General features: G+C 46.5%; 25 protein-coding genes and 1 pseudogene. 20 read left to right on the forward strand and 6 right to left on the reverse strand.

The window, feature by feature from the left end; all coding sequences use genetic code 11:
- The first annotated feature begins 3 nt into the window (after window positions 1-3).
- From KNP98_RS00195 to KNP98_RS00205, 3 genes are all read left to right on the forward strand, one after another.
- A complete protein-coding gene (locus tag KNP98_RS00195; RefSeq protein WP_214802588.1) occupies window positions 4-177 on the forward strand; it encodes a hypothetical protein in 174 nt (57 codons plus the stop codon).
- 42 nt (window positions 178-219) lie between these two features.
- A complete protein-coding gene (locus tag KNP98_RS00200; RefSeq protein ID WP_214802592.1) occupies window positions 220-525 on the forward strand; it encodes a hypothetical protein in 306 nt (101 codons plus the stop codon).
- Between the two features lie 240 nt (window positions 526-765).
- Window positions 766-1,584: a tyrosine-type recombinase/integrase gene (locus KNP98_RS00205; protein ID WP_214810520.1), complete on the forward strand. Its 819-nt coding sequence runs from the start codon at window positions 766-768 to the stop codon at window positions 1,582-1,584.
- Here KNP98_RS00205 and KNP98_RS00210 read toward each other — a convergent pair.
- Complete coding sequence (locus KNP98_RS00210; protein ID WP_214810521.1) at window positions 1,553-2,404, reverse strand: tyrosine-type recombinase/integrase; 852 nt, start codon at window positions 2,402-2,404, stop codon at window positions 1,553-1,555. The genes KNP98_RS00205 and KNP98_RS00210 overlap by 32 nt on opposite strands.
- Window positions 2,401-2,835: a sigma factor gene (locus KNP98_RS00215; protein WP_214810522.1), complete on the reverse strand. Its 435-nt coding sequence runs from the start codon at window positions 2,833-2,835 to the stop codon at window positions 2,401-2,403. The genes KNP98_RS00210 and KNP98_RS00215 overlap by 4 nt, the downstream gene beginning before the upstream one ends.
- 528 nt (window positions 2,836-3,363) lie before the next feature.
- Here KNP98_RS00215 and KNP98_RS00220 point away from each other — a divergent pair.
- The 7 genes from KNP98_RS00220 (at window position 3,364) to KNP98_RS00250 (ending at window position 10,368) form a co-directional block, all read left to right on the forward strand.
- Window positions 3,364-3,690, forward strand: coding sequence for a mediterrocin family bacteriocin (locus KNP98_RS00220; RefSeq protein ID WP_088837910.1), 327 nt, complete (start codon window positions 3,364-3,366; stop codon window positions 3,688-3,690).
- Window positions 3,691-3,712: 22 nt separating this feature from the next.
- Window positions 3,713-5,671 carry a hypothetical protein gene (locus KNP98_RS00225; protein ID WP_214810524.1) on the forward strand — a complete coding sequence of 653 codons (1,959 nt, stop codon included), beginning with the start codon at window positions 3,713-3,715 and terminating at the stop codon, window positions 5,669-5,671.
- Complete coding sequence (locus KNP98_RS00230) at window positions 5,668-6,279, forward strand: ABC transporter ATP-binding protein (RefSeq protein ID WP_214810525.1); 612 nt, start codon at window positions 5,668-5,670, stop codon at window positions 6,277-6,279. Before KNP98_RS00225 ends, KNP98_RS00230 begins: the two co-directional genes overlap by 4 nt.
- Window positions 6,276-6,719 (forward strand): hypothetical protein, encoded by a 444-nt coding sequence (locus tag KNP98_RS00235; RefSeq protein ID WP_088837907.1) that lies wholly within the window; start codon window positions 6,276-6,278, stop codon window positions 6,717-6,719. The genes KNP98_RS00230 and KNP98_RS00235 overlap by 4 nt, the downstream gene beginning before the upstream one ends.
- A 211-nt stretch (window positions 6,720-6,930) precedes the next feature.
- Window positions 6,931-8,460, forward strand: a complete 1,530-nt coding sequence (locus tag KNP98_RS00240; RefSeq protein WP_088837906.1) for an FAD-dependent oxidoreductase — start codon at window positions 6,931-6,933, stop codon at window positions 8,458-8,460.
- A gap of 262 nt (window positions 8,461-8,722) precedes the next feature.
- Complete coding sequence (desA, locus tag KNP98_RS00245) at window positions 8,723-9,742, forward strand: Delta(5) desaturase DesA (RefSeq protein WP_088837905.1); 1,020 nt, start codon at window positions 8,723-8,725, stop codon at window positions 9,740-9,742.
- Window positions 9,743-9,855: 113 nt separating this feature from the next.
- A complete protein-coding gene (locus tag KNP98_RS00250) occupies window positions 9,856-10,368 on the forward strand; it encodes a VanZ family protein (RefSeq protein WP_214802604.1) in 513 nt (170 codons plus the stop codon).
- Window positions 10,369-10,427: 59 nt separating this feature from the next.
- On the opposite strand, the gene KNP98_RS00255 is transcribed toward KNP98_RS00250, so the two are convergent.
- Window positions 10,428-10,622 carry a hypothetical protein gene (locus tag KNP98_RS00255; protein WP_214802606.1) on the reverse strand — a complete coding sequence of 65 codons (195 nt, stop codon included), beginning with the start codon at window positions 10,620-10,622 and terminating at the stop codon, window positions 10,428-10,430.
- A gap of 383 nt (window positions 10,623-11,005) precedes the next feature.
- Here KNP98_RS00255 and KNP98_RS00260 point away from each other — a divergent pair, with 383 nt between their 5' ends.
- On the forward strand, window positions 11,006-12,427 hold the full coding sequence (locus KNP98_RS00260) for an ankyrin repeat domain-containing protein (RefSeq protein WP_251135117.1): 1,422 nt from the start codon (window positions 11,006-11,008) through the stop codon (window positions 12,425-12,427).
- Window positions 12,428-12,480: 53 nt separating this feature from the next.
- Here KNP98_RS00260 and KNP98_RS00265 read toward each other — a convergent pair whose 3' ends face one another.
- Entirely contained in the window at window positions 12,481-14,577 is a 2,097-nt protein-coding gene (locus KNP98_RS00265; protein WP_214810526.1) for a 5'-nucleotidase C-terminal domain-containing protein, read from the reverse strand.
- Between the two features lie 373 nt (window positions 14,578-14,950).
- Between KNP98_RS00265 and KNP98_RS16160 the strand changes: the two genes are divergently transcribed.
- The 4 genes and pseudogenes from KNP98_RS16160 to galU all read left to right on the forward strand — a co-directional run bounded on the left by KNP98_RS16160 (window position 14,951) and on the right by galU (window position 18,188).
- On the forward strand, window positions 14,951-15,085 hold the full coding sequence (locus KNP98_RS16160; RefSeq protein WP_255407413.1) for a hypothetical protein: 135 nt from the start codon (window positions 14,951-14,953) through the stop codon (window positions 15,083-15,085).
- A 312-nt stretch (window positions 15,086-15,397) separates the two neighbouring features.
- The gene (locus KNP98_RS00270) at window positions 15,398-16,207 is read left to right on the forward strand and encodes an ABC transporter permease (RefSeq protein ID WP_088837901.1); all 810 of its coding nucleotides are present in this window, start codon (window positions 15,398-15,400) and stop codon (window positions 16,205-16,207) included.
- A gap of 15 nt (window positions 16,208-16,222) precedes the next feature.
- The gene (locus KNP98_RS00275; RefSeq protein WP_088837900.1) at window positions 16,223-17,176 is read left to right on the forward strand and encodes an ABC transporter ATP-binding protein; all 954 of its coding nucleotides are present in this window, start codon (window positions 16,223-16,225) and stop codon (window positions 17,174-17,176) included.
- Window positions 17,177-17,309: 133 nt separating this feature from the next.
- Window positions 17,310-18,188: pseudogene (galU, locus tag KNP98_RS00280) on the forward strand (UTP--glucose-1-phosphate uridylyltransferase GalU).
- Between the two features lie 44 nt (window positions 18,189-18,232).
- Here galU and KNP98_RS00285 read toward each other — a convergent pair.
- A complete protein-coding gene (locus KNP98_RS00285; protein WP_214768970.1) occupies window positions 18,233-18,814 on the reverse strand; it encodes an LOG family protein in 582 nt (193 codons plus the stop codon).
- Between the two features lie 129 nt (window positions 18,815-18,943).
- Here KNP98_RS00285 and KNP98_RS00290 point away from each other — a divergent pair, with 129 nt between their 5' ends.
- Entirely contained in the window at window positions 18,944-19,117 is a 174-nt protein-coding gene (locus tag KNP98_RS00290; RefSeq protein WP_214802612.1) for a hypothetical protein, read from the forward strand.
- 301 nt (window positions 19,118-19,418) lie between these two features.
- Window positions 19,419-19,877: a hypothetical protein gene (locus KNP98_RS00295; protein WP_214767032.1), complete on the forward strand. Its 459-nt coding sequence runs from the start codon at window positions 19,419-19,421 to the stop codon at window positions 19,875-19,877.
- Here KNP98_RS00295 and KNP98_RS00300 read toward each other — a convergent pair.
- Window positions 19,869-20,759 (reverse strand): helix-turn-helix domain-containing protein, encoded by an 891-nt coding sequence (locus KNP98_RS00300; protein WP_214767034.1) that lies wholly within the window; start codon window positions 20,757-20,759, stop codon window positions 19,869-19,871. The two genes, KNP98_RS00295 and KNP98_RS00300, sit on opposite strands and share 9 nt — an antisense overlap.
- Window positions 20,760-20,907: 148 nt before the next feature.
- Here KNP98_RS00300 and KNP98_RS00305 point away from each other — a divergent pair, with 148 nt between their 5' ends.
- From KNP98_RS00305 to KNP98_RS00315, 3 genes are all read left to right on the forward strand, one after another.
- Window positions 20,908-21,054, forward strand: a complete 147-nt coding sequence (locus tag KNP98_RS00305; protein WP_157898498.1) for a hypothetical protein — start codon at window positions 20,908-20,910, stop codon at window positions 21,052-21,054.
- Between the two features lie 87 nt (window positions 21,055-21,141).
- A complete protein-coding gene (locus KNP98_RS00310; protein ID WP_214810527.1) occupies window positions 21,142-22,353 on the forward strand; it encodes a hypothetical protein in 1,212 nt (403 codons plus the stop codon).
- Entirely contained in the window at window positions 22,346-23,089 is a 744-nt protein-coding gene (locus tag KNP98_RS00315) for a hypothetical protein (RefSeq protein ID WP_088837894.1), read from the forward strand. The genes KNP98_RS00310 and KNP98_RS00315 overlap by 8 nt, the downstream gene beginning before the upstream one ends.
- Window positions 23,090-23,266: the final 177 nt, after the last annotated feature.

A 23,266-nucleotide genomic window follows, 5' to 3' on the forward strand; every position in this document is an offset into this window, starting at 1 on the left:
GAATTGTTTATTTTACTTTATTATGGATTCATCATTATGTTGGCATTAATCACATGGACTTTACCGCTCGGTGGAAAAATCATTGCATTTGGCATTAACTTTTTCATACCGGAAGGACTTCCGTTTGTCGATGAGTGCATTCAAATTGTAGGAATCGTCAAGCATTTATCAAAGTAAAGTCAAGTTATCAAGTAGATGTATTAGAAGGAGATGAGTGAAATGCCGTTTAGAAAACCAGTTTCAACGATGGGTGGATTAAACTTTTGGAAGAACGTTGAACAAAATGAGCACTTTATCATGCAACAACATAAAACAGGATTCTGGCCGTATTCATACCGTATTTTAATGCGGGCGACTAGCAAAGAAATTGCGAATTCAAACGATCTTCAAACGATTCTGGAAGATTGGAGATATTTAGAGAAAAATGCGGTTCCACGGCTTGATGAAACAGGATTTTTAGAGTTGTCTAAATTGGAGAATTTAGATGAACTTATCCTATCATTGTTGAAGTCTAAATTAGGCTGAAACTAAAAGCAAACAAGTTGCCGAATGTGATGTTGTATAAATTTTAAATCGACATTTTAAATGAATTATCAAGCAGACGGGTCTCCGCTTCATGGAGGCCCGTTTGCTATTAGGAAAAGAAGTATTTACATACAAGTGTCTCAGCCGAATCTAGTCTATTGGAATTGATTCAATAGGTAGATGCTTCAAAGAACGGAAACAGGGAATCCTTCTAGTACTATAACTAGAGGAGGACCAACCATGACCCACTTCGACTATCTCGAGCAGTACCTTAGCACGCACGCGACGTATTCGGCGCTGACGATTAAAGCCTACCGCAGTGATCTGCGGCAGCTGAAGAAGGCATGTGGCGAGTGGTCGGTCAAGTCCCTCCAAACGTATTTTGATCACGTCATCGGACAGTATAAACCAGCGACGGCACTGCGACGGTACCATGCGTTGATGGCACTCGGAAATGAACTCGTCCGGGTGAAACGACTTAAGGTCAATCCAATGAAACAAGTCCGACCGATCGTCCATCAACACGTCCGGCAACGGGATGGTTATCCGTTGCTTACGGCAATCGATGTCATCCGGCAAATCAAGCATCCGACGTACCGTATCTTTTTCGAACTCATCAGCCAAACGGGCCTCCGCTTCGTGGAGGCCCGTTTGTTGTCGATCGAGGACATTCAATTTACGACGGCGACGTTACTCGTCCGCCATGGAAAAGGACGACGCTTGCGGACCGTACCGCTCGGGAGCCATTTGGTCACGAAGCTAAAAGCGTTCATTGGAGATCGCGTGACAGGGTACGTTTTTCGCTCCGTCCGTGGCAAGGCGATCCATGAACAAGGAGCGCGGGACGCGTTACGCAACCAATCACTTGACCAGTCGGGACGGATGCTCCGTCCGCATGATTTACGTGTCGGCTACGCGACCTACCTGTACCAAACAGCGGGCTGTAAGTTACTCGAGATTCAACGCCTGCTCGGACATGCCCGGTCGGAGACGACGGAAGGCTATATCTTGAGTGAGGAAACTAGACTCAGACGAGTCGTCGATGCCTTGTCGGCGTAAGGCGGTTGATCGACGAACGGGCGACTTCAGCCGACGGCAAAATGTACTGTTGCGTCGTCTTCGCGTCACTGTGACCAAGCAGCCGCATGACCGTCAGTAAGTCGGTCTGGTGTTCCCGGTAAAGGGTCGTCGCGAACGTCACCCGGAGGTCGTGCGGACGTAACGTCCGTCCGAGCAAGACTTCGCTCGCCTGGCGCAATTGTTTCCGTGTCGTGTCGGGACGTAACCGCCGTCCTTGATCGGACAGGAATAAATATTCCCCGTTCGGTCGTTCCGTCTCGATGTACCGCAACAGGACGTCCGTCAATTCGTCGTTCAACGGGACGAAACGGGATTTGTCGCCTTTACCGTGGCGGACGAACAGTTGGCGCTCCGTAAAATCAAGATCGGCACACGTCAATTGGTGGGCTTCACTGAACCGGAGTCCGGTATGGAGCAGTAAAAAGTAAAACGCATCCGTCGCTTCATCGGTCAGCGTGTCGATGACACGACGGGCATCCGGATAGCTGAAAGCCGTCCGTAGTTTCGGACTCGGACGAGCCGGTTTCTTAATCTGCTTGAGAGGATTTTTCGCAAGTGACCGTTCCGCGACGAGGGCATCGAACAAGGTCGCTAAGGCATGGATCCGCCGGGCGACTGTTGTCGGGGCATAGGTGGTGTGGAGCAGTGTGATGTATCTTCGGAGTGATGGAAGATCGAGGGCCGTCGCATGACGACAGAGGTGGCGGACGTCCGAGCGATAGGCTTTTTTCGTCAGACGGCTGTAAGTGGGGGAAGCCTCAATCAAGGCGAGTAAGCGGTCGAGGTAGAACGTCATCATAGGAGGATACCTTCGACTTTCCGCTTCAAGTCTGACTTGAGGGAGCGCAGACGGGCGTCGGAGTAGCCGAGTGTTCCTTCCGTTCCAGCAATCATTGCCTGGAGGAAGGTGAATTCTTTCGGGGAGAGGGCGTGTTCGAGTTCGTTCAGCAAATAGGGGAAGGAGACGCTTTGTTGACGAGGCAGTTCCGGAAGGGTTTCGACGGCGACTTCGGTCGTCAGTGTGCGAGTTCGTTTAGCGAGATAGTCGAGCATTGCGCCGCGCGCCCGAATACGGACGAACGTGATGGATAATTCCTTACCAGATTCGATGGATGTCCAGAGACGGAGCAACGCTGCTTGTCGGCATTCATCGTGTTCGTTCGGGTGGATCGAGAGGCGGTGCAGGAGTGAATTAATCAGAGGGAGCCAGTGGTGTAAGGCTTCATTCATGGGAAGGATCCAATCTTTCGGATATGCATATCGAAGGGTATTCCGCGGTAGTTTTAGTATAAGTAGAGTTATCCTCTCTTTTCAAACCATCTTTTTTGAATCATGCCAACGGTTTTCTGAGCTTTCAAAAGTTGTTCGTCTCGTTTTCCAACTAAATATCGACGATTGACCGAGGCAAACCCTTGTCTTGTCGCGCGTCGCTTCAGGATAACTCTACTTATCCTCGGGGGTGTTCGAAAGAAAATTACTTTTTTGTTTTAGGAATAGGTCATTCGTAGGGGAAATTGTTATAAATATTTATCTCTTTCTACCTGATTTGAAATCGAAAATAAATTCTATAATAAAGAAAGTAATCAAACTGCATGATTTTTTAAAAGTTAATTAATCTTTTTCAATAAAAACCGACTTAGTAATTAAGCGAATATTCAGATAAATAAAATTGGTAAAATATTACGTTATTATAAGGTTGTTAACAACACACCGGTGATCGGCCGATGACCTACTCTAATTAAAAGGTGGTCATTCAACATGTTCAAGTTTAAAACAATCGCAGCAGGAGTCCTTGCGCTAGGTCTTCTTGCCTCTAACTCAACAGCATTCGCTTATTCAAGTTCTGGTCAAACGTTTACAAAGTCATGGGAAAAAAGTTCAACAGGTACAAACTGGGTCATTAATTACGGTTTCAATGACTTGTTCATCAATGAAGATTACACACATACAAAACACATGACACGTTCACACATAGCACAAGTTGTGAATGGTAATGGTTCACATGCAGATAGTGATAAGGCTGGAAACTGGGCTGGCATTGAAGTAACACATAAGGGAAGTACGATTTACTATTACATCAAGTGAGTGAAAAAGTGGGGGAATGAACGTGAAGCAATTAAAAGTGTTGATGGTGACGTTGATTCTCGCGTTGAGTCTGTTCATCATTGGTGAAAGTCGAATGCTGAAACTGGAAGGATTTTCTGATCCGTTCGATACGACGACACTATACCCGAATTCGAAAAAATCGGAGAAACAGATGATTGCTGATATCTATGCCGCTGCCGAGCGAAATCAGATGGATGTCTTTACGTATGAAGAGACGCCGAATGGCAGTTTCTCAAGTACAAAGACAATTTATGGAACGGAAGGTGTGGAGAAACACCTTGCGAACCAACAGATTCGAAGCGAAACATACGACAGTGTTTTCCTTGGTGACATCACCTTCACGTTCAAACCTTTATACGAGCATCCTCGTCTTGCCTATACACCTAACTTTTACGGGATCGGATCTTCCGATGCCGTAAAAGCATTTAAGATGGACTTGATTGATACATATGCGGGAAATCACCTGCAACTTGGTTACAACGAACATACTGAGCGAAATCGCGTCCTTGGCATCTGGTCGCTCGTCATCATTATCACCGTCCTAATGACATTTTATGAACTATCTATGAATCGTAAAGAACTGTTGGTTCGCTTATCGATGGGAGAACGGCTGTCGCTGATGATTGGCAAGTCCATCGCCTTTGATTCCGTGATTGTGCTTGGTATTTTCGCTTTCAGCTTCGGTCTGTTGCGTCAAGTCACGCCACTTGACCCTTATTGGCAGTTCCTGTTGCTGTTAGTGTTTATCTTGCTCGTCTGCAATGGACTCGTTTATCTGTTGATCGGTCGCTTGCAGATCAAAGAAGCGTTTGCCAACAGTTATCGTTCACGGACGCTCCTGTCGATGACCTATGGGTTAAAGTTCATCACGGCGTTGCTGACAATCTTAATGTTATCGAGTACTATCACAGTTATTACGGAAGCTGTGGCGCTTTATCAGCAACGGGACTTTTTTGAAACGAAACAGACCTATGACTATACCTATATCGGTCACAAGATCACTTCTCCGAATTATTCGGACGAAACGAGTCCTGCACTGTCGGAACAGATTCAGACTGAGCTGTATCGACGCTATCAAACCGATTTCTCGGGAACACTCGTGACACCACTTGCGAACTTTTCGACACGTGATCAGACGGCCTTGATCTTGAACCGGCAAGCATTCGAAGAGATTAAAGAGCGACTTCCGGAAGTAACCGATGTCTTCACGAATAAGTTGACGATTATTGCACCGGAGCAAGCGACACCACCAAGTAAAGAAGAGCTCGATAATACCCTGCAATCACTTGGATTAGGCCCGTTCATCGAACAACAGTATGAGACAATCCGCTATACGACACCGCTCGAACTGACGGCGATTGATCAAAACCTCGTGAGTGGCAGCCTACTCGTCGACGAACCGACGCTGATTGTCTTGAATGATGATGCGAAGACACGGATGAAACTGAAGCAGTTGTCCTCTGTTTTGTTGAGTGACATCATGTACGACGTCAATCCACCGACGTTTGATCGTTTCGTTGAGGAACAGGCGATGACGGATGAATTGTTCATCCGGACGAATGTCTGGGATAAGTACATCGGTGCCTGGGAAACGGCCAAACGGTTAATGAACATGAATCTGATTTTTGCTGCACTGATCATCAGTCTGGAACTGTTGATTATCGTAACTGTCTTGAAACTCGAGTACCAAGTCAACGCGCTCGAGTTATCCGTCAAAAAAGTCATCGGTTACAGCATCTGGCAAAAAAATCGACGGTTGGTCCTCTATACACTTGGTATTACGTCGTTCAGCACTTTAATCGTGACGCTTGCGGCCTACTTCTTTGCAATCGGCCATCCCTTGTGGTTGCTGAGCGGAGGCGGTCTGTTGGCCTTACTTGAAGGAATAGTTTTGGTCGGGCTGATCCGTAAGATTGAACGAGCTAACATCCAGCGGATCCTAAAGGGGGGAAATGTATGATTCAGATTCAAGGCGTATCAAAAACGTTTGAAGGTAAAAGCTTGTTTGAAAATCTGTCGTTACAGATTGAGGCAGGGGATTTCGTCATATTTTCCGGACCGAGCGGATGCGGGAAAACGACGTTGTTAAACATGGTGGGCGCTTTGGAACCGCTTGATGCGGGGAAAATTCTTGTTGATGGACAGGACATCACAAAAAAACGGAATCAACTGGACTACTTCCGAACGAAGATTGGATTCTTGTTTCAAAACTTTGCTTTGGTCGACCAGAAGACAGTTCGACAAAATCTGGACATCGTCCAAAAGAGTTACTGCTCTGGGCGAACGATTGAAGAGGTCTTGTCAGCCGTCGGTCTTGAGGAAAAGATCGATAAAAAAGTCTATATGCTGTCTGGAGGCGAGCAACAACGGGTCGCACTGGCTCGACTGATGCTAAAGAAATGTGACATCATTCTTGCTGATGAACCAACCGGCTCACTCGATCAAGCGAATGCAGAACGGGTCATGACGATTTTGCAGGAGTTGAATGCAAGCGGCAAGACCGTCATTCTCGTCACGCACGATGAAGCAATCAAAAAACAGGGGAACAGGTTGGTGGAACTCGGATGAATCCAAAGAAAAAAGGTTTGCGCATTGCGTTTGGTTTAGTGGCCGGATTCCTATTGCTGAATCTTGTCTGGTACGGGGTGACGACGATTCAGTACAAACCGTTTTTAGCAGCAGTTCCGGAGCACGTTACAGGTGTTCATGCTATGACGAAGAATGGTCTATCGTATAATGTCAAAACACCTGATTATTTATCGTATGTCGGAAACTTAGCGGTTTCGGACGATAAAGCAGGTATTTGGCTTATCATTTGGCCGACCTTGTTCGGAGATGACGAATACGGTGTACGAATTCAAGACAAGCAAACCGGTTATGAACTGATGGTTAACGATCAATTGAAACTGCTCGAACCGGACGCGGAACTACAAGCCATCTTGGATCGAAATAAACCAGAAATCACGCGTCTTGTGGAACACGCGAAGACCGTATTTCCACTTGATTGATTAGTGAACTGTTTCCTGATGAGGGGAGCAGTTTTTTTGTATGAAATCGGCGAGAGAAAACGAATAATCGTATATAACGCGAAAGAAGATAGCGCTGTACTAGATAGTTTATTTTCTTTAAAAATATAGAATATGAATGATTTTGTGATGTGAGGGTAAAAGTAAATGTTAGTTATATGAAAAGAAACCAACACTTACGGAGGCGGAAAAAATGAAGCGACTTGACGGATTTCCAACATCATACTGGCGCACTTCGATTGAACATACGATTTATCCGAAATTAGAAACAGACAGTACGACGGACATCGTCATCATCGGTGCCGGCATTGCAGGACTCGTCGCAGCGGTCCAGTTGATTGATTCCGGATATGCCGTGACACTGCTTGAAGCGGATCAAGTCGCGAGCGGGACGACCGGGTATACGACGGCAAAAGTCTCATCGCAACACGGTTTGATTTATGATCAATTGATTCAGACAATCGGCCAAGAGAAAGCACGCCTCTATTTTCAGGCGAATGAAGAGGCGATTGAGTTTTTACGTGAGCAGGTCGAACGACTCGGCATCGACTGCGAGCTTGAGACGCAGGATGCGTACCTGTACGTCGCGTCCTCAAAAGAAAAGGCCAGTCAACTCGAAAAAGAAATCGAAGCCTATGCCCGACTCGGAATGGACGGGGGAGAGGCGACGGCGGAAGTGCAAGCGAAGTTGCCCTATCCGGTTGAAAAAGCAGTCGTCTTACGTAATCAAGCCCAGTTCCATCCAGTCAAGTACTTACAAGGACTCGCCCGGTACTTCACAGCGAATGGCGGTAAGTTATACGAACAGACACGGGCCGTATCGGTCGAGACAAAACGGACGCCGACCGTCGTCGTTGAGAACGGACGTAAAATCGAAGCGAAAAAGATCATCGTCGCCTCGCATTTCCCGTTCAATGATTTAAAAGGGCTCTATTTTTCAAAACTCGAAGTCCACCGATCGTATATCGTCTCCGGCTTCGTCGATGCAACGTTTCCGGACGGTATGTTCATGAGTGCCGATCAACCGAGTCGCTCACTCCGGCATGCAAAGACGGCAGATGGACGAACACTCGGTTTCTTCGGTGGGGAAAACCATTTGTCGGGACACGAGACACATACGAAAGCCAATTATCAAACGTTGGCGCAGTTCGCGGAAGCCGAGTTCGGGGTCGAAGCAATCGAACAGTTTTGGTCGGCGCAAGATTTGATTTCGCTCGATAAAGTCCCGTATGTCGGTCAAATGACGAGTGACGATTCGAACCTGTTCGTCGCAACAGGATTCGCCAAGTGGGGGATGACGAACGGGATTGCGGCAGGTCGTCTCTTAGCCGATCTATTGACCGGGAAATCAAACCGCTACCTGTCCTTGTTCGATCCGAACCGGTCGAAGTTGAGCAAGCAGGATGCGAAACAGTTCGTCAAAAACAATGCCGATGTCGCGCTCGAACTCGTCAAAGGGAAAGTCGCACGTGGCGAGAAAGAGGCGGAGGCGTTAGCACGCGACGAAGGTGGGCTCGTCCGCCACGACGGGAAGACGGTCGGCGGATACCGGGACGAGACGGGTGAACTGCATCTCGTCAAGACGACCTGTACGCATCTCGGTTGCGACGTCAAATGGAACGACGGCGAACGGTCATGGGATTGTCCGTGTCATGGCTCCCGGTTCGATTACGAAGGAAATGTGCTCGAAGGGCCAGCCGTTAAGCCGCTGAAAAGAATGTAACGACAGCCAAAAGGCTCACGATGCGTCGTGGGCTTTTTGCTTGTATCTTCATCAATTTGAGAATTCCTGCTTTATTTTTTATAACATGTGCTATAATTACCTGGTATAAAAAATATTTAAGCGTATAACTATATCGGTCGGGTCGAGTATCATGTGGATGTTACGAATTCACCGTCACGAACGCCGTTTCCTGGTTTCATTCAAGCACATCATCTCATTAGCGTCGTGAACGCTGTAACTGAATTCGAGGAGGAAGCAACACATGAGTAAAGAAAAAATCGCCCAGCTTCGTAAACATGTCTCGCCGTTTGAAAAGGCAGACATAAAAGCGAGTGTCAGGCAGATGATCAACACGATCCTACCGTTTCTCGTCGCTTGGTTTCTCGCCTACCAAGCACTCAAAATCTCAGTATGGCTTGCGGTTCCGCTTGCGATCGTCGCAGCCGGGTTCGTCGTCCGGACATTCATTATCTTCCATGACTGTACGCACGGGTCATTCTTCAAAAACAAGAAAGCAAATGCGATCGTCGGGACAATCACAGGAATCTTGACGTTATTCCCATACGAAAAATGGAAACGCGAGCATTCAATCCACCATGCGTCGAGTGGTAACCTCGATAAACGTGGCGTCGGTGACATTTGGGTCATGACGATCGAAGAGTATGTCGAAGCATCGAAATGGACACGGTTGAAGTATCGTCTCTACCGGAACCCGCTCGTCATGTTCGGTCTCGGACCATTGTTGTTGATTCTCGTCGTCAGCCGCTTCAATCGCAAGGACGCACGGAAAAAAGAACGCATCAACACACACGTCATCAATGCGTCACTCGTCGTCTTGTATGCGGTCATGATTTATGTCGTCGGTTGGCAGGCCTTCTTGATCATCCAAGGAACAACGATGTTCACAGCGGGCGTGCTCGGGATCTGGTTATTCTACGTTCAGCATACGTTTGAAGACTCGTATTTCGAGGATGAAAGCGAATGGGACTACGTCAAAGCCGCGATCGAAGGAAGCTCGTACTACGAGTTGCCGAAAGTTTTACAGTGGGTGACAGGAAATATCGGCTTCCACCACGTCCATCACTTAAGTCCGCGTGTCCCGAACTATCATCTAGAAAAAGCCCATACGGCGACACCACCCCTTCAAAAAGCAACGACGATCGGCTTATTCTCGAGTCTCAAGTCGCTTCGTTATAAACTATATGATGCTAAAAATAAAACGTTCGTGACGTTTCGCGAAGTCAAACATCTGTTGCGTGAACCGAAAACATCTATATCCTAAGCAAAGTGCTCACCTGTTAAACGGGTGAGCGCTTTTTTGTCTCCGTCTTTAGGCGTAGGTTCCAAGTCGTTTTTCATGGTAAGCTATTCCGATAGTAGAAGGAGGGATGCTACATGCGTCGGATACCGATTGCCTATGTCACAGGAGGTGCCATCCTGTTAGCATTGTTTGGTTTTAGCTCGATGACGTATGAACAACAATCCTTGATTCCATTTTTGACGAACCATGTCCCGCTCGGCTGGGTCGATGCGTTTTCGTTCGTCTCGTTTCATTATGAAGTCCCGATCAGTGTCGCAGCACTCGGACCGGCCGCATTCGTCGAGTTCTTCATCCGTAAAGGCATGCACGCGGGTCTGTTTTTCGTCTTCGGTATCAGTCTGGTCCACTTGTTGCGGATGCGACGTTATCGCCCGGTCCCTGCTGCCTTTTTTGCTTTTACGACAGCAATGACCGTCGGCGTGCTCGATGAGTTCCATCAACTCTTGACCGGTGGACGGACGCCGCTCGTCGGTGACGTCTTGATTGACGGGAGCGGGGCGTTCGTCGGGATCCTGCTTTACACGGGACTCCGGCTTTTCCTGAAGGCGGACCGGATCGTCAAAAGGGACTATCAACGAACGAGCTAACCAAAACATCCCCCGTTCTCTCAACAACAGTTGAGAAGACGGGGGATGTTTTGATTCAGTTAAAAGCGTTGGACCCACTCGATTTTGTATTGTGTCCGACCGTACTCTTTTCGAAGCATGTTGTCTGCTTTTTTGCGGGCAGTCGTGTGATCACTCGCCCGGATGATCAGGCGATCGGTTTCGATGATTTCTTCGCGTTCGATGACATGGTATTGGATGGTATATTCTTTGTTGAACCGATTCAGTAATCCCATGATATTCACTCCCATATTCTTCATTCTAGTAGTTATTATATGGTATTTACAAAATAATGGCAATCTAAAAGAGTGACTTTCGTCTCACTCTATAATAAATAGTATATGGGTCGAATGGTTTATTGATTTTTTCGATTAGAATGACGATAAAGCCTTATAAAATGCGAAATTATTTTAAATATTATTATTTTTGAATACTTTGTGAAATAAATTCCTGAATCATTCAAACCATTCAGAAAGTCTCATACTCTAAGTGGAAAATATATTTAGATAGTTTGTTTAACGATTAACAATAATTAACTTGGAATCCGTTTGGGATTATCGGTATGATAGAGAAGAGTGGTGAAGAGGCCATTCGTGAAGAAAGGGGTCGAAGACTGACCATGCACGACATCAATGAAACGAATCAATCAACCCGTCAAAAGGAACCGGTTGTAAGACGCGAGCATGTGTATTTTTGGTTGCTGCTCCTGACGTCAATCGTGACGGCATGCGGCATACTCGTTCTCGTCATCGAATTTCCGATGAGTGGACTGATGATAGTAAGTGGAGTGGTTGTAGTACTCGGACTGGTTGTGATGAGAAAGTGGATTCAGCTGACGGCGTTACGGAGTGAACAAGTTCGTGTGAGTGACGTCTTGTTTTACGATCTTCAATCCCGAGTCGCGCATCAGGCGAAAGAACTCGGACTTTGGCGGATGCCGGAGACCTATTTGATCGACCATCCACAGCTGACGACACCACGAATCGTCTATTTTTTGCAAAAGTATACGCTGTTGCTTCCCGCGTCGTACCAGTCGCTTGACGATACCGGTGAATTTTTGATCATCCGAGAACTCGCGCACGTCAAACGGAATCATCATGAAAAACGTCTTGTCCTCCTGCTTGGAAGCTGGGTGCCCTTTTTACGCGCGGCCTATGTACGTGCCTGTGAGGAAACAGTCGATCGGATGGCGCTTCGACGGGTCCCGCGTGACGTTGCCGTACGTGGCATCATCAGTTCGACGGTCGGTCGGACGATAGTGGAAAATCTTGATATGAACGTCTACATAACAGAAAAACAAGCAGGGGCATCACTCGCGACAGAAATCGCACAACTGTTTCGGAAGCAACCGGACGTCTTACGGCGTCTACAAGCGACCGGAATCGATGCTGCACATCGGCAGACGATGCGTTGGATCGTCCGAGGGCTCGTCATGAGCGGAACGCTGGTCGCGCTCTTCGGGCTTGCTGTCGTCGGTCGACAAGTCTCGCAACTGTTTGCTGACTTGACGACATTCGTCGAACAAGAAGCCGGAATCGAGCAGGACTTAGGTGAAACGGAACTGATGGCGGCGATTCAAAAGGGGACGCTCGAGGAAATCGAACAGCTGTTACCGACGAGTGATATGCAGGCCGTCGATGCTGACGGTGATACGGCCCTGCATTACCTCGGATACCGAAAGTCGAGTAAGGGGCTTGAAGGTGTGTTTGACGCTTTGATTAAAGCCGGCAGCGACGTCGATGCGATTAACGACTTCGGGGAGCGACCGTTTATCACGGCCGTCTACAGTAACAATCAGGAACTCGTCGCCTTGTACTTGAAACAAGGTGAGAAAATTGATCAGCAAGATGAGGACGGCTATACGCCGCTCCACCATGCCGTTGAAGGTGAAGGCAAGCAGACCGTAAAGCTGTTGCTTGAGAAAGGGGCAGACCTGACGATTAAGAACGAGGAAGGCTATACACCGTTAATGCTTGCGGAAGAATATGAACTCGACGACATCATTCTTTTACTGAAACAAAATGTACCGCAAACGTTATGAAAAAAGACGCTCTCCCGGTAAAGGGAAAGCGTCTTTTCGTTGTGTCTTGTCTCTTATTTGAGCATCGTTGCTGTATCGACGATGCGTCCTTCAATTTTGTAATCGACTTCTTTAAGTGATGCTGTGAAGTCGCGGAGGTTCTCCCAGTCCGAGAGACCGAGATCCGTGACGCGTCCATCTGCATAAGCAGTTGCGAATGGTGTGAGACCGTCGCCGCCCTTCGCAGTGAAAGCGTTCGTCGCGATGACGTACGTCTTCGCAGGATCGATTGCTTCAAGTGTCCCGTTGTTGTCGACTTCCATCTTCGTGACACGTTCACCCTTAACATTTTTGCTGTTGTACTCGAATTTCATGCCCGATACATGGAGGAACCCACCGTTTTCGACTGGAGCGACACCGATGCTGATTTCAAGGAGGTCCTTGATTTCTGCACCTGTCATTTTCGCAGTCGCGAGTGTGTTACCGAACGGGAGTGTCGTTAAGACTTCACCGACTGTGAGTGGTCCGGCATTGATTGCTGCCCGGATACCGCCACCGTTTTGCATCGCGATGACAGCATCTTTGTTGTATTCTTTAGCTTTTTTGAGCATGCCGTCTGTGATCAAGTTACCGAGTGCCGTCTCGCTGTTACGTACACTGACTTCGCCACGCGGGTTTGTGAGTTCATTGACGATGTTCGCCCCGACTTCTTCGTTTTTCAGTTCAGCGATTTGATCCGCATATGGTTTGAGGATCTCCGCAGCTTTCGCGTCTTCTGCTGCTTTTGAGACGTCGATCAGCGAACCGTTGTACTCTGTTAATTTCCCTTTGTAGTCGAACGTCAAATCGAGATTTCCGAGGAAATCACCGTATTGATACGCTTGCGCGATGATTGTCGGTTCTGTTTTACCTGGAACGTCTTCTCCGTCGACGACGACTGGCGCTTCAAGTTTCGAGTGCGAGTGTCCTCCGACGATGACGTCGATGCCGTCAACGTTACGTGCGAGCAATTGATCATTGTCGACTGCAGCATTGTCATCGAAACCGATGTGTGTCAACGCGACGATTTTATTGACGCCACGGTCTTCAAGTTTCTTGACGGCTGTTTTTGCGCTCTCGATGTAGTTCGCGAAAGCGACCGTACCCGGACTTGAGATTTCCGCAGTCTCTTCTGTCGTTAACCCGAAGAAGCCGATTTTTTGTCCTTTGTATTCTTTAATCACACCTTGGTAAATCCGTCCTTTGTCAGGACCGGCTGTGATTGTTTTCGATTGGAGTCCCGCAAGCAGTTCGTTTTTGCTGAAATCGACGTTCGCTGAGATGAACGGGAACTTCGCGTTCGTAACGAAATCCTGAAGGGCTTGATGGTTGTCCTGGTCCCCGAGATCGAACTCATGGTTACCGAACGTCATCAAATCGTATTTCATGTAGTTCATCAACTCGAGGTCAGCTTGACCACGGAATTTATTGAAGTAGAGTGAGCCTGAGAAGACATCTCCTGCGTCAAGTAAGAGTGACGGTTTGCCGGCTGCTTTGTAGCTCGCACGGAGCTCCTTGATGACAGTTGCACGTTTCGCTGCTTTGTCGAGGTTCGCGTGTGTGTCATTCGTGTGGAGTAAACCGATTGAGAAATCATCCTTGTTGACGTCGAGGACATTGATTTTTGCTTTGAGTGTGATTGTTTTACCGAGACGTGTGTATTTTGCGACCGCATATTTGACGCCTGCTTCATCTGTATCGACTTTTGTCCAATGGACCGGTTTGTCATAGACACGGCCTGTTGCATAAAGAACAGCCAGTGTTTTCGGTAAGACCGGTTTTTCACCGACGTAGATCGTCTGTTCTTTCACGCTCTCGACGAACTTGACGGCATAGTTTTGGATATAAATCTTCACTTCGATTGGTGATTTCTTCTTCCCGTATGTCCCTTTTACCGTTTGGAAACGGTTAAAGATGTGACGGTCATACTTCTTCCACGTGATTTTTTCGCCCTTGTATGTAGCGGGTAATTTGACCGAGGCACCTTTCTTGAAGACGAGTGACTTGAGTTTGACCGTTTTGACTTTGACATGGGTTGCAGCAGAAACAGTAGTTTGCGCAACCGGCACGATTGCCGATGTCGTCAAGGCGACAGCGACAGCTGCCGCGTAAAGCGGTTTTGATTTGTACATACGTAAAAATCCTCCTTCAAAGTGGGTATATGAATGCAAGGTCAAAATGCGATCGTTGACCTCTTCTTCTACTATAAGTGTTTTAGAAAGCACTGTGCGGATAATGTTTTGTAAAAAACGTAAATTCTTAGGTCGGACGACGGGACAACCGATTGGAGAGGTTTACTTGTTAGACTGCAGACGCTGAAAAAGTGACTGAAAAATAAATGATAACGCTTTCATTATATGTCGGATTGATTCAAAAGGAAATAAAAAACTGCGAGAAATTTATGTGTCATTCCCATTTTTTGATAATTTGCTTGTAGTTTTTAGTGCCTCTCTCTTGTATCATATAAAGTAATGGACTAACGTGTGAAAGGATGATCAACTGAAAATGAATGAAGCGATTCGAGGAAGTTTAGTCGTTTTGATCCTCTGTTTGATGATTGCCTTACTCGGATGGGGATTATCTTCACCTCCGACGACGATTGGTAGTATGCATGTAATTGATTTTGAGCTGTCTCCGTGACGTGTCCTAGGACATCGATGAGGGCAGTTTTTTTGTCGTTTAGAAAGCTACAGTTTAGTGTCGGTTTCCTCAATACATTGACACGATTTTTAACGATGGCTAGAATTGACTAAGTGTATGGTCGTTATCGACGACTTTTAATATGAAAGATTTGTTCAAGCAGAGAGGGGGAATAATCGAATCGGGCAGGCGAGAGGCACTGCTAACGGATCGCATTCGTTTGATACGATCGCGAATCGAATCCGTCATTTTTGACTGGAAGTAACTGAACTAAAATACATGTACCTCTACGGATCGGAAGGAACTTAACTTATGTTAAAAGAAATGAAAAACATCATCCGCGAACAAGTGGAGAATTTTCCACTGATTCGGCGCCTGGCACGGTACGAAATCAAATCGGCGCATGCGGAGCAACGGCTCGGTCTGTTGTGGGAGCTGCTCAATCCCGGATTACAAATCTTTATTTACTGGTTCGTGTTTGGTGTCGGTCTGAAAGGCAACAAGAACGTGGATGGCGACACGCCGTTCATTGTCTGGCTTCTTTGCGGGATCGTCGTCTGGTTCTTCATCAATGACGCGTTACTCCGGGGTTCGAACTCGATCAACAACCGGCTCGCGATGGTGACGAAGATGCGTTTCCCGATGAGTGCGATTCCGTCGTATGTCATCTTGTCGCGGATGTACCAGCATTTCGCGATGTTATTGATCGTCTTCGTCGTCATCTTGCTGAACGGAATCCCGATGACGTGGAAGCTGCTCCAGTTGCCGTACTACATGGCGGCGACGTACATCTTCGTCTACGCGTTCTCACTTTGTTTCTCGACATTGATTACGCTCGTCAAAGACATTCAACTCTTTTTACAATCGATGATGCGGATGCTCTTTTATTTAACACCGATTCTGTGGAACATTGAACGATTCCCGGACGTCTTACATGGTCTGCTTCGTCTCAACCCGGTCTTCTACCTAGTCGAAGGCTACCGGTCGAGTTTACTGGGCGGTGCCTGGGTCTGGCAGGAATGGCCGACGGGACTTTACTTCTGGAGCGTGACGCTTCTATTGTTCACAGCCGGAACTTACTTACACATTAAGTTCCGTAAATCATTCACCGAGCTTGTTTAAGGGAAGGAAATCGCTATGTCTATGATAAAACTCGAACATGTCACGAAACGGTTTGACATGGTTACGACGACGAAAGAAAAATTTAAGTTGTTATTCAAAAGTAAAAGCAAGAGCGTGAAAACGTTCACGGCACTCCGTGACGTCACGCTCGACATCGGATCAGGAGAAGTCGTCGGTCTCGTCGGCATCAATGGTTCCGGTAAGTCGACGCTATCGAACTTGATCTCCGGTATCATCTATGCGAACGAAGGCGATGTCGAAATCAATGGTGAAGTCGCGATCATCGCCGTCTCGCAAGGACTGAAGAGTGTCTTGACGGGGCGCGAGAACATCCGGCTCAAATGTTTGATGCTCGGGATGGACGACGCAGAAATCGACCGCCGGATGCCCGGCATCATCGATTTTGCGGACATCGGGGACTTCATCGACCAACCGATTAAAAAATATTCGAGCGGGATGAAGTCGCGTCTCGGCTTCGCGATCGCCGTCAACGTCGATGCCGATATCTTGATCGTCGATGAAGCGTTATCGGTCGGGGACCAAACGTTCTATAACCGGTGTATCGATAAGATGAATGAATTCAAGAACGAAGGCAAGACAATCATCTTCGTCAGCCACTCATTGTCACAGATTCGCAACTTCTGTGAACGTGTCATCTGGCTCGAGTACGGTCAAGTCAAACTCGACGGGACGACAAAAGAAGTCGTGCCGCAGTATAAGCAGTTTTTGACGTCATACAAGAAACTGTCGAAAGACGAGCAACACCAGTACCGCAAAGATCGCTTAAAGGAACAAGCAGAAAACGCGACACCGCGTAAGCAGAACGTCGATGCTGAAGATACGGTCAAACATCCAGGCTGGATCTTGTCCGGACTCGGGTTGCTCGTACTCGCAGCCGGCAGTGTGATGGTCATCGATGAAACGCCATCATTTGCATCACTGACTGACGCAATCGCCAACTTATTTTAAACACCAACGACCAGTGATACGTTTTGTGTCACTGGTCTTTTTTGTCGAGGAAACAGGGAAACGCGAATCAAAAAAAGAAGTAGTACAACGGACAGTACAGCGTTAGACGATTCAGCATAAGGGAGGGCGCGGGATGCAGAAGATTCGAAAAGCCATCATTCCGGCAGCGGGACTCGGAACACGTTTCCTGCCGGCGACGAAAGCGATGCCAAAAGAAATGCTTCCGATTTTGACGAAGCCGACGATTCAGTACATCGTCGAGGAGGCCGTTGCTTCAGGAATCGAACAAATCATCATCGTCTCGGGACGAAACAAACGGGCAATCGAAGACCACTTCGATCATGCACCGGAACTCGAAAACATATTACGGCAAAAAGGGAAGCTCGAGCTATTGAAAGAAGTCGACGCCTCGACGACGATGGCAGAAATCCATTATATCCGGCAAAAGGAACCTAAAGGTCTTGGACATGCGATTTGGAGTGCCCGTCATTTCATTGGGAATGAACCATTCGCCGTCTTACTTGGTGATGATTTGATCGTCGCAGAACGTCCCGGTCTCAAACAGTTGATGGATCAGTATGAGACGACAGCGTCTTCCGTCATCGGCGTTCAACAAGTTGCAGCGGAGCATACACATCGCTACGGGATCATTGATCCGATTGAACAAATCGGGAATCGGTACCACGTCCGGCAATTCGTCGAAAAACCGCCGCAAGGTACAGCGCCGTCGAACATGGCAATCATCGGGCGATACATTTTGACACCAGCGATCTTTACGTACTTGGAGACGCAACAGGCGGGTTGAGGGGGCGAGATTCAATTGACGGATGCGATTGAACACTTGAATGGAATCGAGGACGTCTATGCGTATGACATCAAAGGAGAACGGTTTGATGTCGGCGAAAAGATGGGGTACGTCGAGACGACGCTTGCCTTCGCGCTGAAGGACGAAGAGATTCAAGAGGATGTCAAAGCATTGCTGAAGAAGTACGTCGCGGAGTGGGAAGCTTAAAAAAAGAGGGGGAACCCCCTCTTTTAAACTGTGATTAAGATTGTTTACGTTTGATCCGTATTCAAGTAGGACTTGACGTGAGGGGCTTCGTATTGACGAAAACGCTCGAGTAACGCTTCAGGTGTCGACTCGACGAGCAGCATCGCTGCATGCTCGGGGATGATGAATCCTTGGGTTTCCATCTGCTTGAACAACGCGATGAGGGGATCGTAGTACCCGTCGATGTTCAAGATGCCGCACGGTTTTTCATGGAGACCAAGCTGAGCCCACGTGAAGACTTCGAAAAATTCTTCCATCGTTCCGGGACCGCCTGGTAAGATGATAAACCCGTCCGCAAGTTCCGCCATCTTTGCTTTTCGGTCATGCATCGAGTCGACGAGGTGGAGTTCTGTCAGGTTCGGATGAGCGATTTCTTTTTCCTGTAAAAAGTGTGGTAACACACCGATGGCTTGTCCGTTCGCGGATAAAATGGCATCTGCGACGGCACCCATTGTTCCGACACGCGAACCACCATAGACGAGTCCGTAATCCTGTTTCGCAAGCACCGTGCCGAGCGTCGCGGCGGCTTCCTTGAAAAGCGGTGATGCTCCATCTTTTGAGCCACAAAACACAGCGAGTTTTTTCATGACAATCGTTCCTCCTTCAAGACTGGTCTTTTCTCAACATACCATATCGCCGCGGGAAATTGAAAAGCGACCTCGTCTTCTTAGCGGGAACTTTACATTGATGACGCCATTAGAATGGAGGGGACAACAGTGAGACCTAAAACAATTGTCTGGCTTGTACTGATCATTGCCGTAATTAATTTACTGCTCGGCATTTTTATACCGGAATCACCGACACGGACGACGATCAGTACGATTTTATTAGGCGTGATTCTGCTGTTAGGGGTAGGTTATTTCATTACACTGCGTCGATCTTCTAAATGAACAAGCAATCTCCCTGGCTGGATGTTTCAGTCAGGGAGATTGCTTTTTTTGATAGATTAAGAACACAATAGGTATGAAGGAATATTCTAAAAAATCTATTTTTATACATATTTTCGACACGAGAGTGGATTAAATGTAAAAATTGCACAACTTTAGGGACGTATGACCCGCGACTAAAGTAATAATAAGTGTAAATAATGTGCAAAATACGCATAATATTCGTATTCGAATATTTGGAGGGGGTCTAAGGTTATATGATGATATTAATAAGCCATATAAAAATATTAGGAGGTCATTAATCATGAACTTGAAAAATAAATTAGGTCTTGTTGTTGGCGCACTTACTTTAACTGCTTCAATCGGATTAGGATCAATTGGTTCTTTAAATAAAGTAGACGTAGCAATCAACAACCTACCGACAGAATTCTCAGTGAAGCGTGATGTAGCGATCAACAACCTACCGACAGAATTCTCAGTGAAGCGTGATGTAGCGATCAACAACCTACCGACAGAATTCTCGATGAAGCGTGATGTAGCGATCAACAACCTACCGACAGAATTCTCGATGAAGCGTGACGTAGCGATCAACAACCTACCGACAGAATTCTCGATGAAGCGTGATGTAGCAATCAATAATCTACCGACAGAATTCTCGGTGAAGCGTGACGTAGCGATCAACAATCTACCGACAGAATTCTCGGTGAAGCGTGACGTAGCGATCAACAACCTACCGACAGAATTCTCGGTGAAATTAGGATAAAATACCTTTATCGTTTATATATTTTATTTTGCTTGTTAAGATAATATCTTTGTATTCTTCCATACCGAGAAGATCGAATAATAGATATGCTTTTGTATATGAGATTTTTATTTCTTCAATGGGGCCGGATTGTAGCTCTAATACTGAAGCTCTTTGGAATAATAATTGTCCCAGAATAGACATATCCTTAAATCTTAAACTATCGTATATGCCTTCTTCGATGTATTTAAGTGCTGTGTGAGTATCGTTGATATCTAGAAGCATTTTTGAGAAGTTATAGAATATTCTAATACGATCTATCATTAACTCATCATTGTCGAAATTCAAAGAAATTAATTCTTCATATACTTTTTTACACCGTTGGTAACTTTTATTTTCGTAATAAATCGTTGCTATCGCTGATTTCAATCTTATTAACATTTTTGGTGAGTAATAAGAAGTTGAATACAAATCAGATAATTTTTGTAATTCGACTATGCATGTGCGGTAATCTATTTTTTTTAATCGGTATGAAGATAAATGGAAATAATATTTATACAGCAGAGAAGATTCTTCTGTTAAAGGGAAGTTTTCTAGTCGATTTCTGGCCTCATTGTAAAGGGATTCATATTTCATATTTCTAAACTTCATAAGTAAAGAGTCATCTAAAGTTCTTAATGAATTATATTGCTCTGTATGGTCTAAAAAAACGGCTATCGGAACTTGTAATCTCCGAGATAACGCAAACAACAAATCAACCGTCGGTGAATGTGTGCCGCTCTCAATCTTACTGATCTCCGCTTGGCTACAAATCCCGTTCGCTAGATCCTTCTGCGTCAAGTTATGCTTCTTGCGAAGACGGCGAAGGGCGAGGCCAATCTGGGGTGACGTGAATTGATCCATGGGTTCGGTCCTTTCTATACAAGTGGATTCGACTACGTGTCTATCTCCTTATTATAGAAGTGATGCCCGGACAAAACCAACTTTTTACTGTGATAATTCGTCAACGATTTTGATTATCCATTCTAAACGGAAGAAAGGGGTATTTCCTATGAATCTCATTTTTAAAGAATCGCGCCGTACGATTTCATCTTGTGGCTGGTGTTTAAACGCTTCTACGGTTACGGTCGCACCCTTGGCTAGTCGGGAGATGGAACGCGTCAAACCGGTGACGAAACGTCGCACTAAAACATCTTAAAAAAACGTCCATTAACGGCGTGGCTTCATTCCGTTCGTTACGGTTTGAAGCCATTTTTTTACACACTCAGATGAAAGGAGAATGAACATGATTGGACTTACTGTACTCGCTGAGAGTGAAGGCTGGCTCCACCAGCTTGAACCGACAGCGGACTTCATCGCTTTTTGTCAGTCGCATCGTTTTTCGTTCGATCATTACGATTACAATGTGCACACGTTTCTTGATTTACTGGATTATATGGATTTTCAAGAATTTGAACACTATTTGTTCATTCTTCGGGGGACCGGCGAACGGACGATGCGACTCGTCGCCTATCTTCAACAACGGATGCTGCATGTCCAGTTTCATTTGATTAATGACCGGGGGGACGTTTTGTTTGGGAATCCGTATTTTTTAGACGGCATCACGGTACTGTTCGAAGAACCGCTCGCTGACTCACAACCGATTGCCTTACAAGATGCCTTGATGTCTTTATTCACAGGTGTCTATCCGGACGCGACGTCCCGGCATCCGCAACCACTCCGGCATATTTACGCAGAAGAGACGAGTCTACTGAATTCCATCAATCCGGCACTATTCGATCAGATGACGATCAACAGCTTACTGTACATCGACCAATCGACACGGCACGATTTACCGGTCATTGAACTGATGAGCCGCGTTCCGGTCTTGGTCGCCTTCTCGGATACCCTGTCGTTCGACATCAAGGCACACCTTGCCGTCGTCAGTCGAACGGCAATAGAAGCTGCCTTCGAAACGTGGCAGACGACGAGCCGCGTACCGAACCCGGGACACTATATGGGGATTCTCGATTATGCGACACTCACCGGGATGACCGTGTCTCATCGGCTATTTATTTTTAAAGACGGCGTCTGTGCAGATTACGGAAAACAAATCTGCTTGAGCGGGCTTGAAGAGATTGATATTTGTCAGTTGCGTCATCGTCAACGGGAGACATTCGCACCGATCGCGCCACACCTTCAACTCGCATTGTATCCTTTACTGTATCAGCTGGCCTCGGCCTTCTTGACCGAAAGTCAGTTTGTCACTCCATATACCCAGTTGGATTTACCTCGGACGCCCGGAAAGCTCGGTCCCTTGACGATGATTGGCATTCAAAATCGCGAAGGGGCATTCGTGTTCGAACTGACGACGAACCAGCTGTTTGAAACAGATGAAGTCTTTTTATGGATTTTGGAAGCCGATCAAAAAGACCGGTTCGATGTATTGCCGGAACGCCTCGGTTCTGATTATGAAACAGTCATTCAAGCCTATAAGGAGTTGATGTATCATGGGTGACGTACCACTCTTTGGACCATTTTCACGAAAAGGAAGTTATTCGAGAGTGACCGTGCTCGATGATTTCAACGCAGATAACCGTTTCATGCGTCTGCATCAGGAAACGATGCAACTGGCAGAAATCGATGAATTGACATTTTATCGCCGGTATTTAAATCGGAATGACCGTGTCCTCGTTTATGGAACGTTTGATCCGGGCTTGTTCAACACGTTATCTGAGGAAGGATATGATTTGTATCTCGTCGAACCGGAAGCCGGCCGATTGAATGGAATTTCTTCACGGTTTATGCATAAAGTATACGGTCTTAGTTATGATTTAATCGACGCTGTCGGGTATGAAGCATTTGAGAAGCTGATTTTGCCTGGGACGACGGTTGCCCGGTATTCACGCGGCGAATTACTGTTATTTTTCCGAAACATCCGCCAGCTTCTGACGACAGATGGTCAACTGTTAGTGAATGTTCATAATGCCAAGCATTTAAAGCAACAGACGCAACCGATCGCTTCAAAACGTGTAAAGGACTGTGCTCTATTCTATGGACAGAAGGTGGAGGGGGAGCGGTTGATACTAAATCTTTATCTGAAATCTGATCAGGATGAGAAAGTCAGTTATGCTGTCGAGCATCTCTATGAACCAACCACTCTCTTTGAATTCGCGAAACTATCGAAATATGCAGGACGTACTCTATATGCAGGGAAAACCGTACACATCTTAGAATTTGATAAATTAGGATGAATTTCACCAGGGGGCAGATTAATAATCTGCTCCCTTGTTTTTGTTTAAGGATTAAAGTACGGATTAGACTTTTTAATGAAGAATGATTAAAAAAATATTTTAAATATTAGTTTGAATGGGTCTAAAGTCAGGGTATTATTTAAACTAGTTCATCACTTAGGGGCAGCCATCATGAAA

The sequence above is a fragment of the Exiguobacterium sp. s127 genome (genome assembly GCF_018618695.1).
In the GTDB taxonomy this organism is placed as follows: Bacteria; Bacillota; Bacilli; order Exiguobacteriales; family Exiguobacteriaceae; genus Exiguobacterium_A; species Exiguobacterium_A oxidotolerans.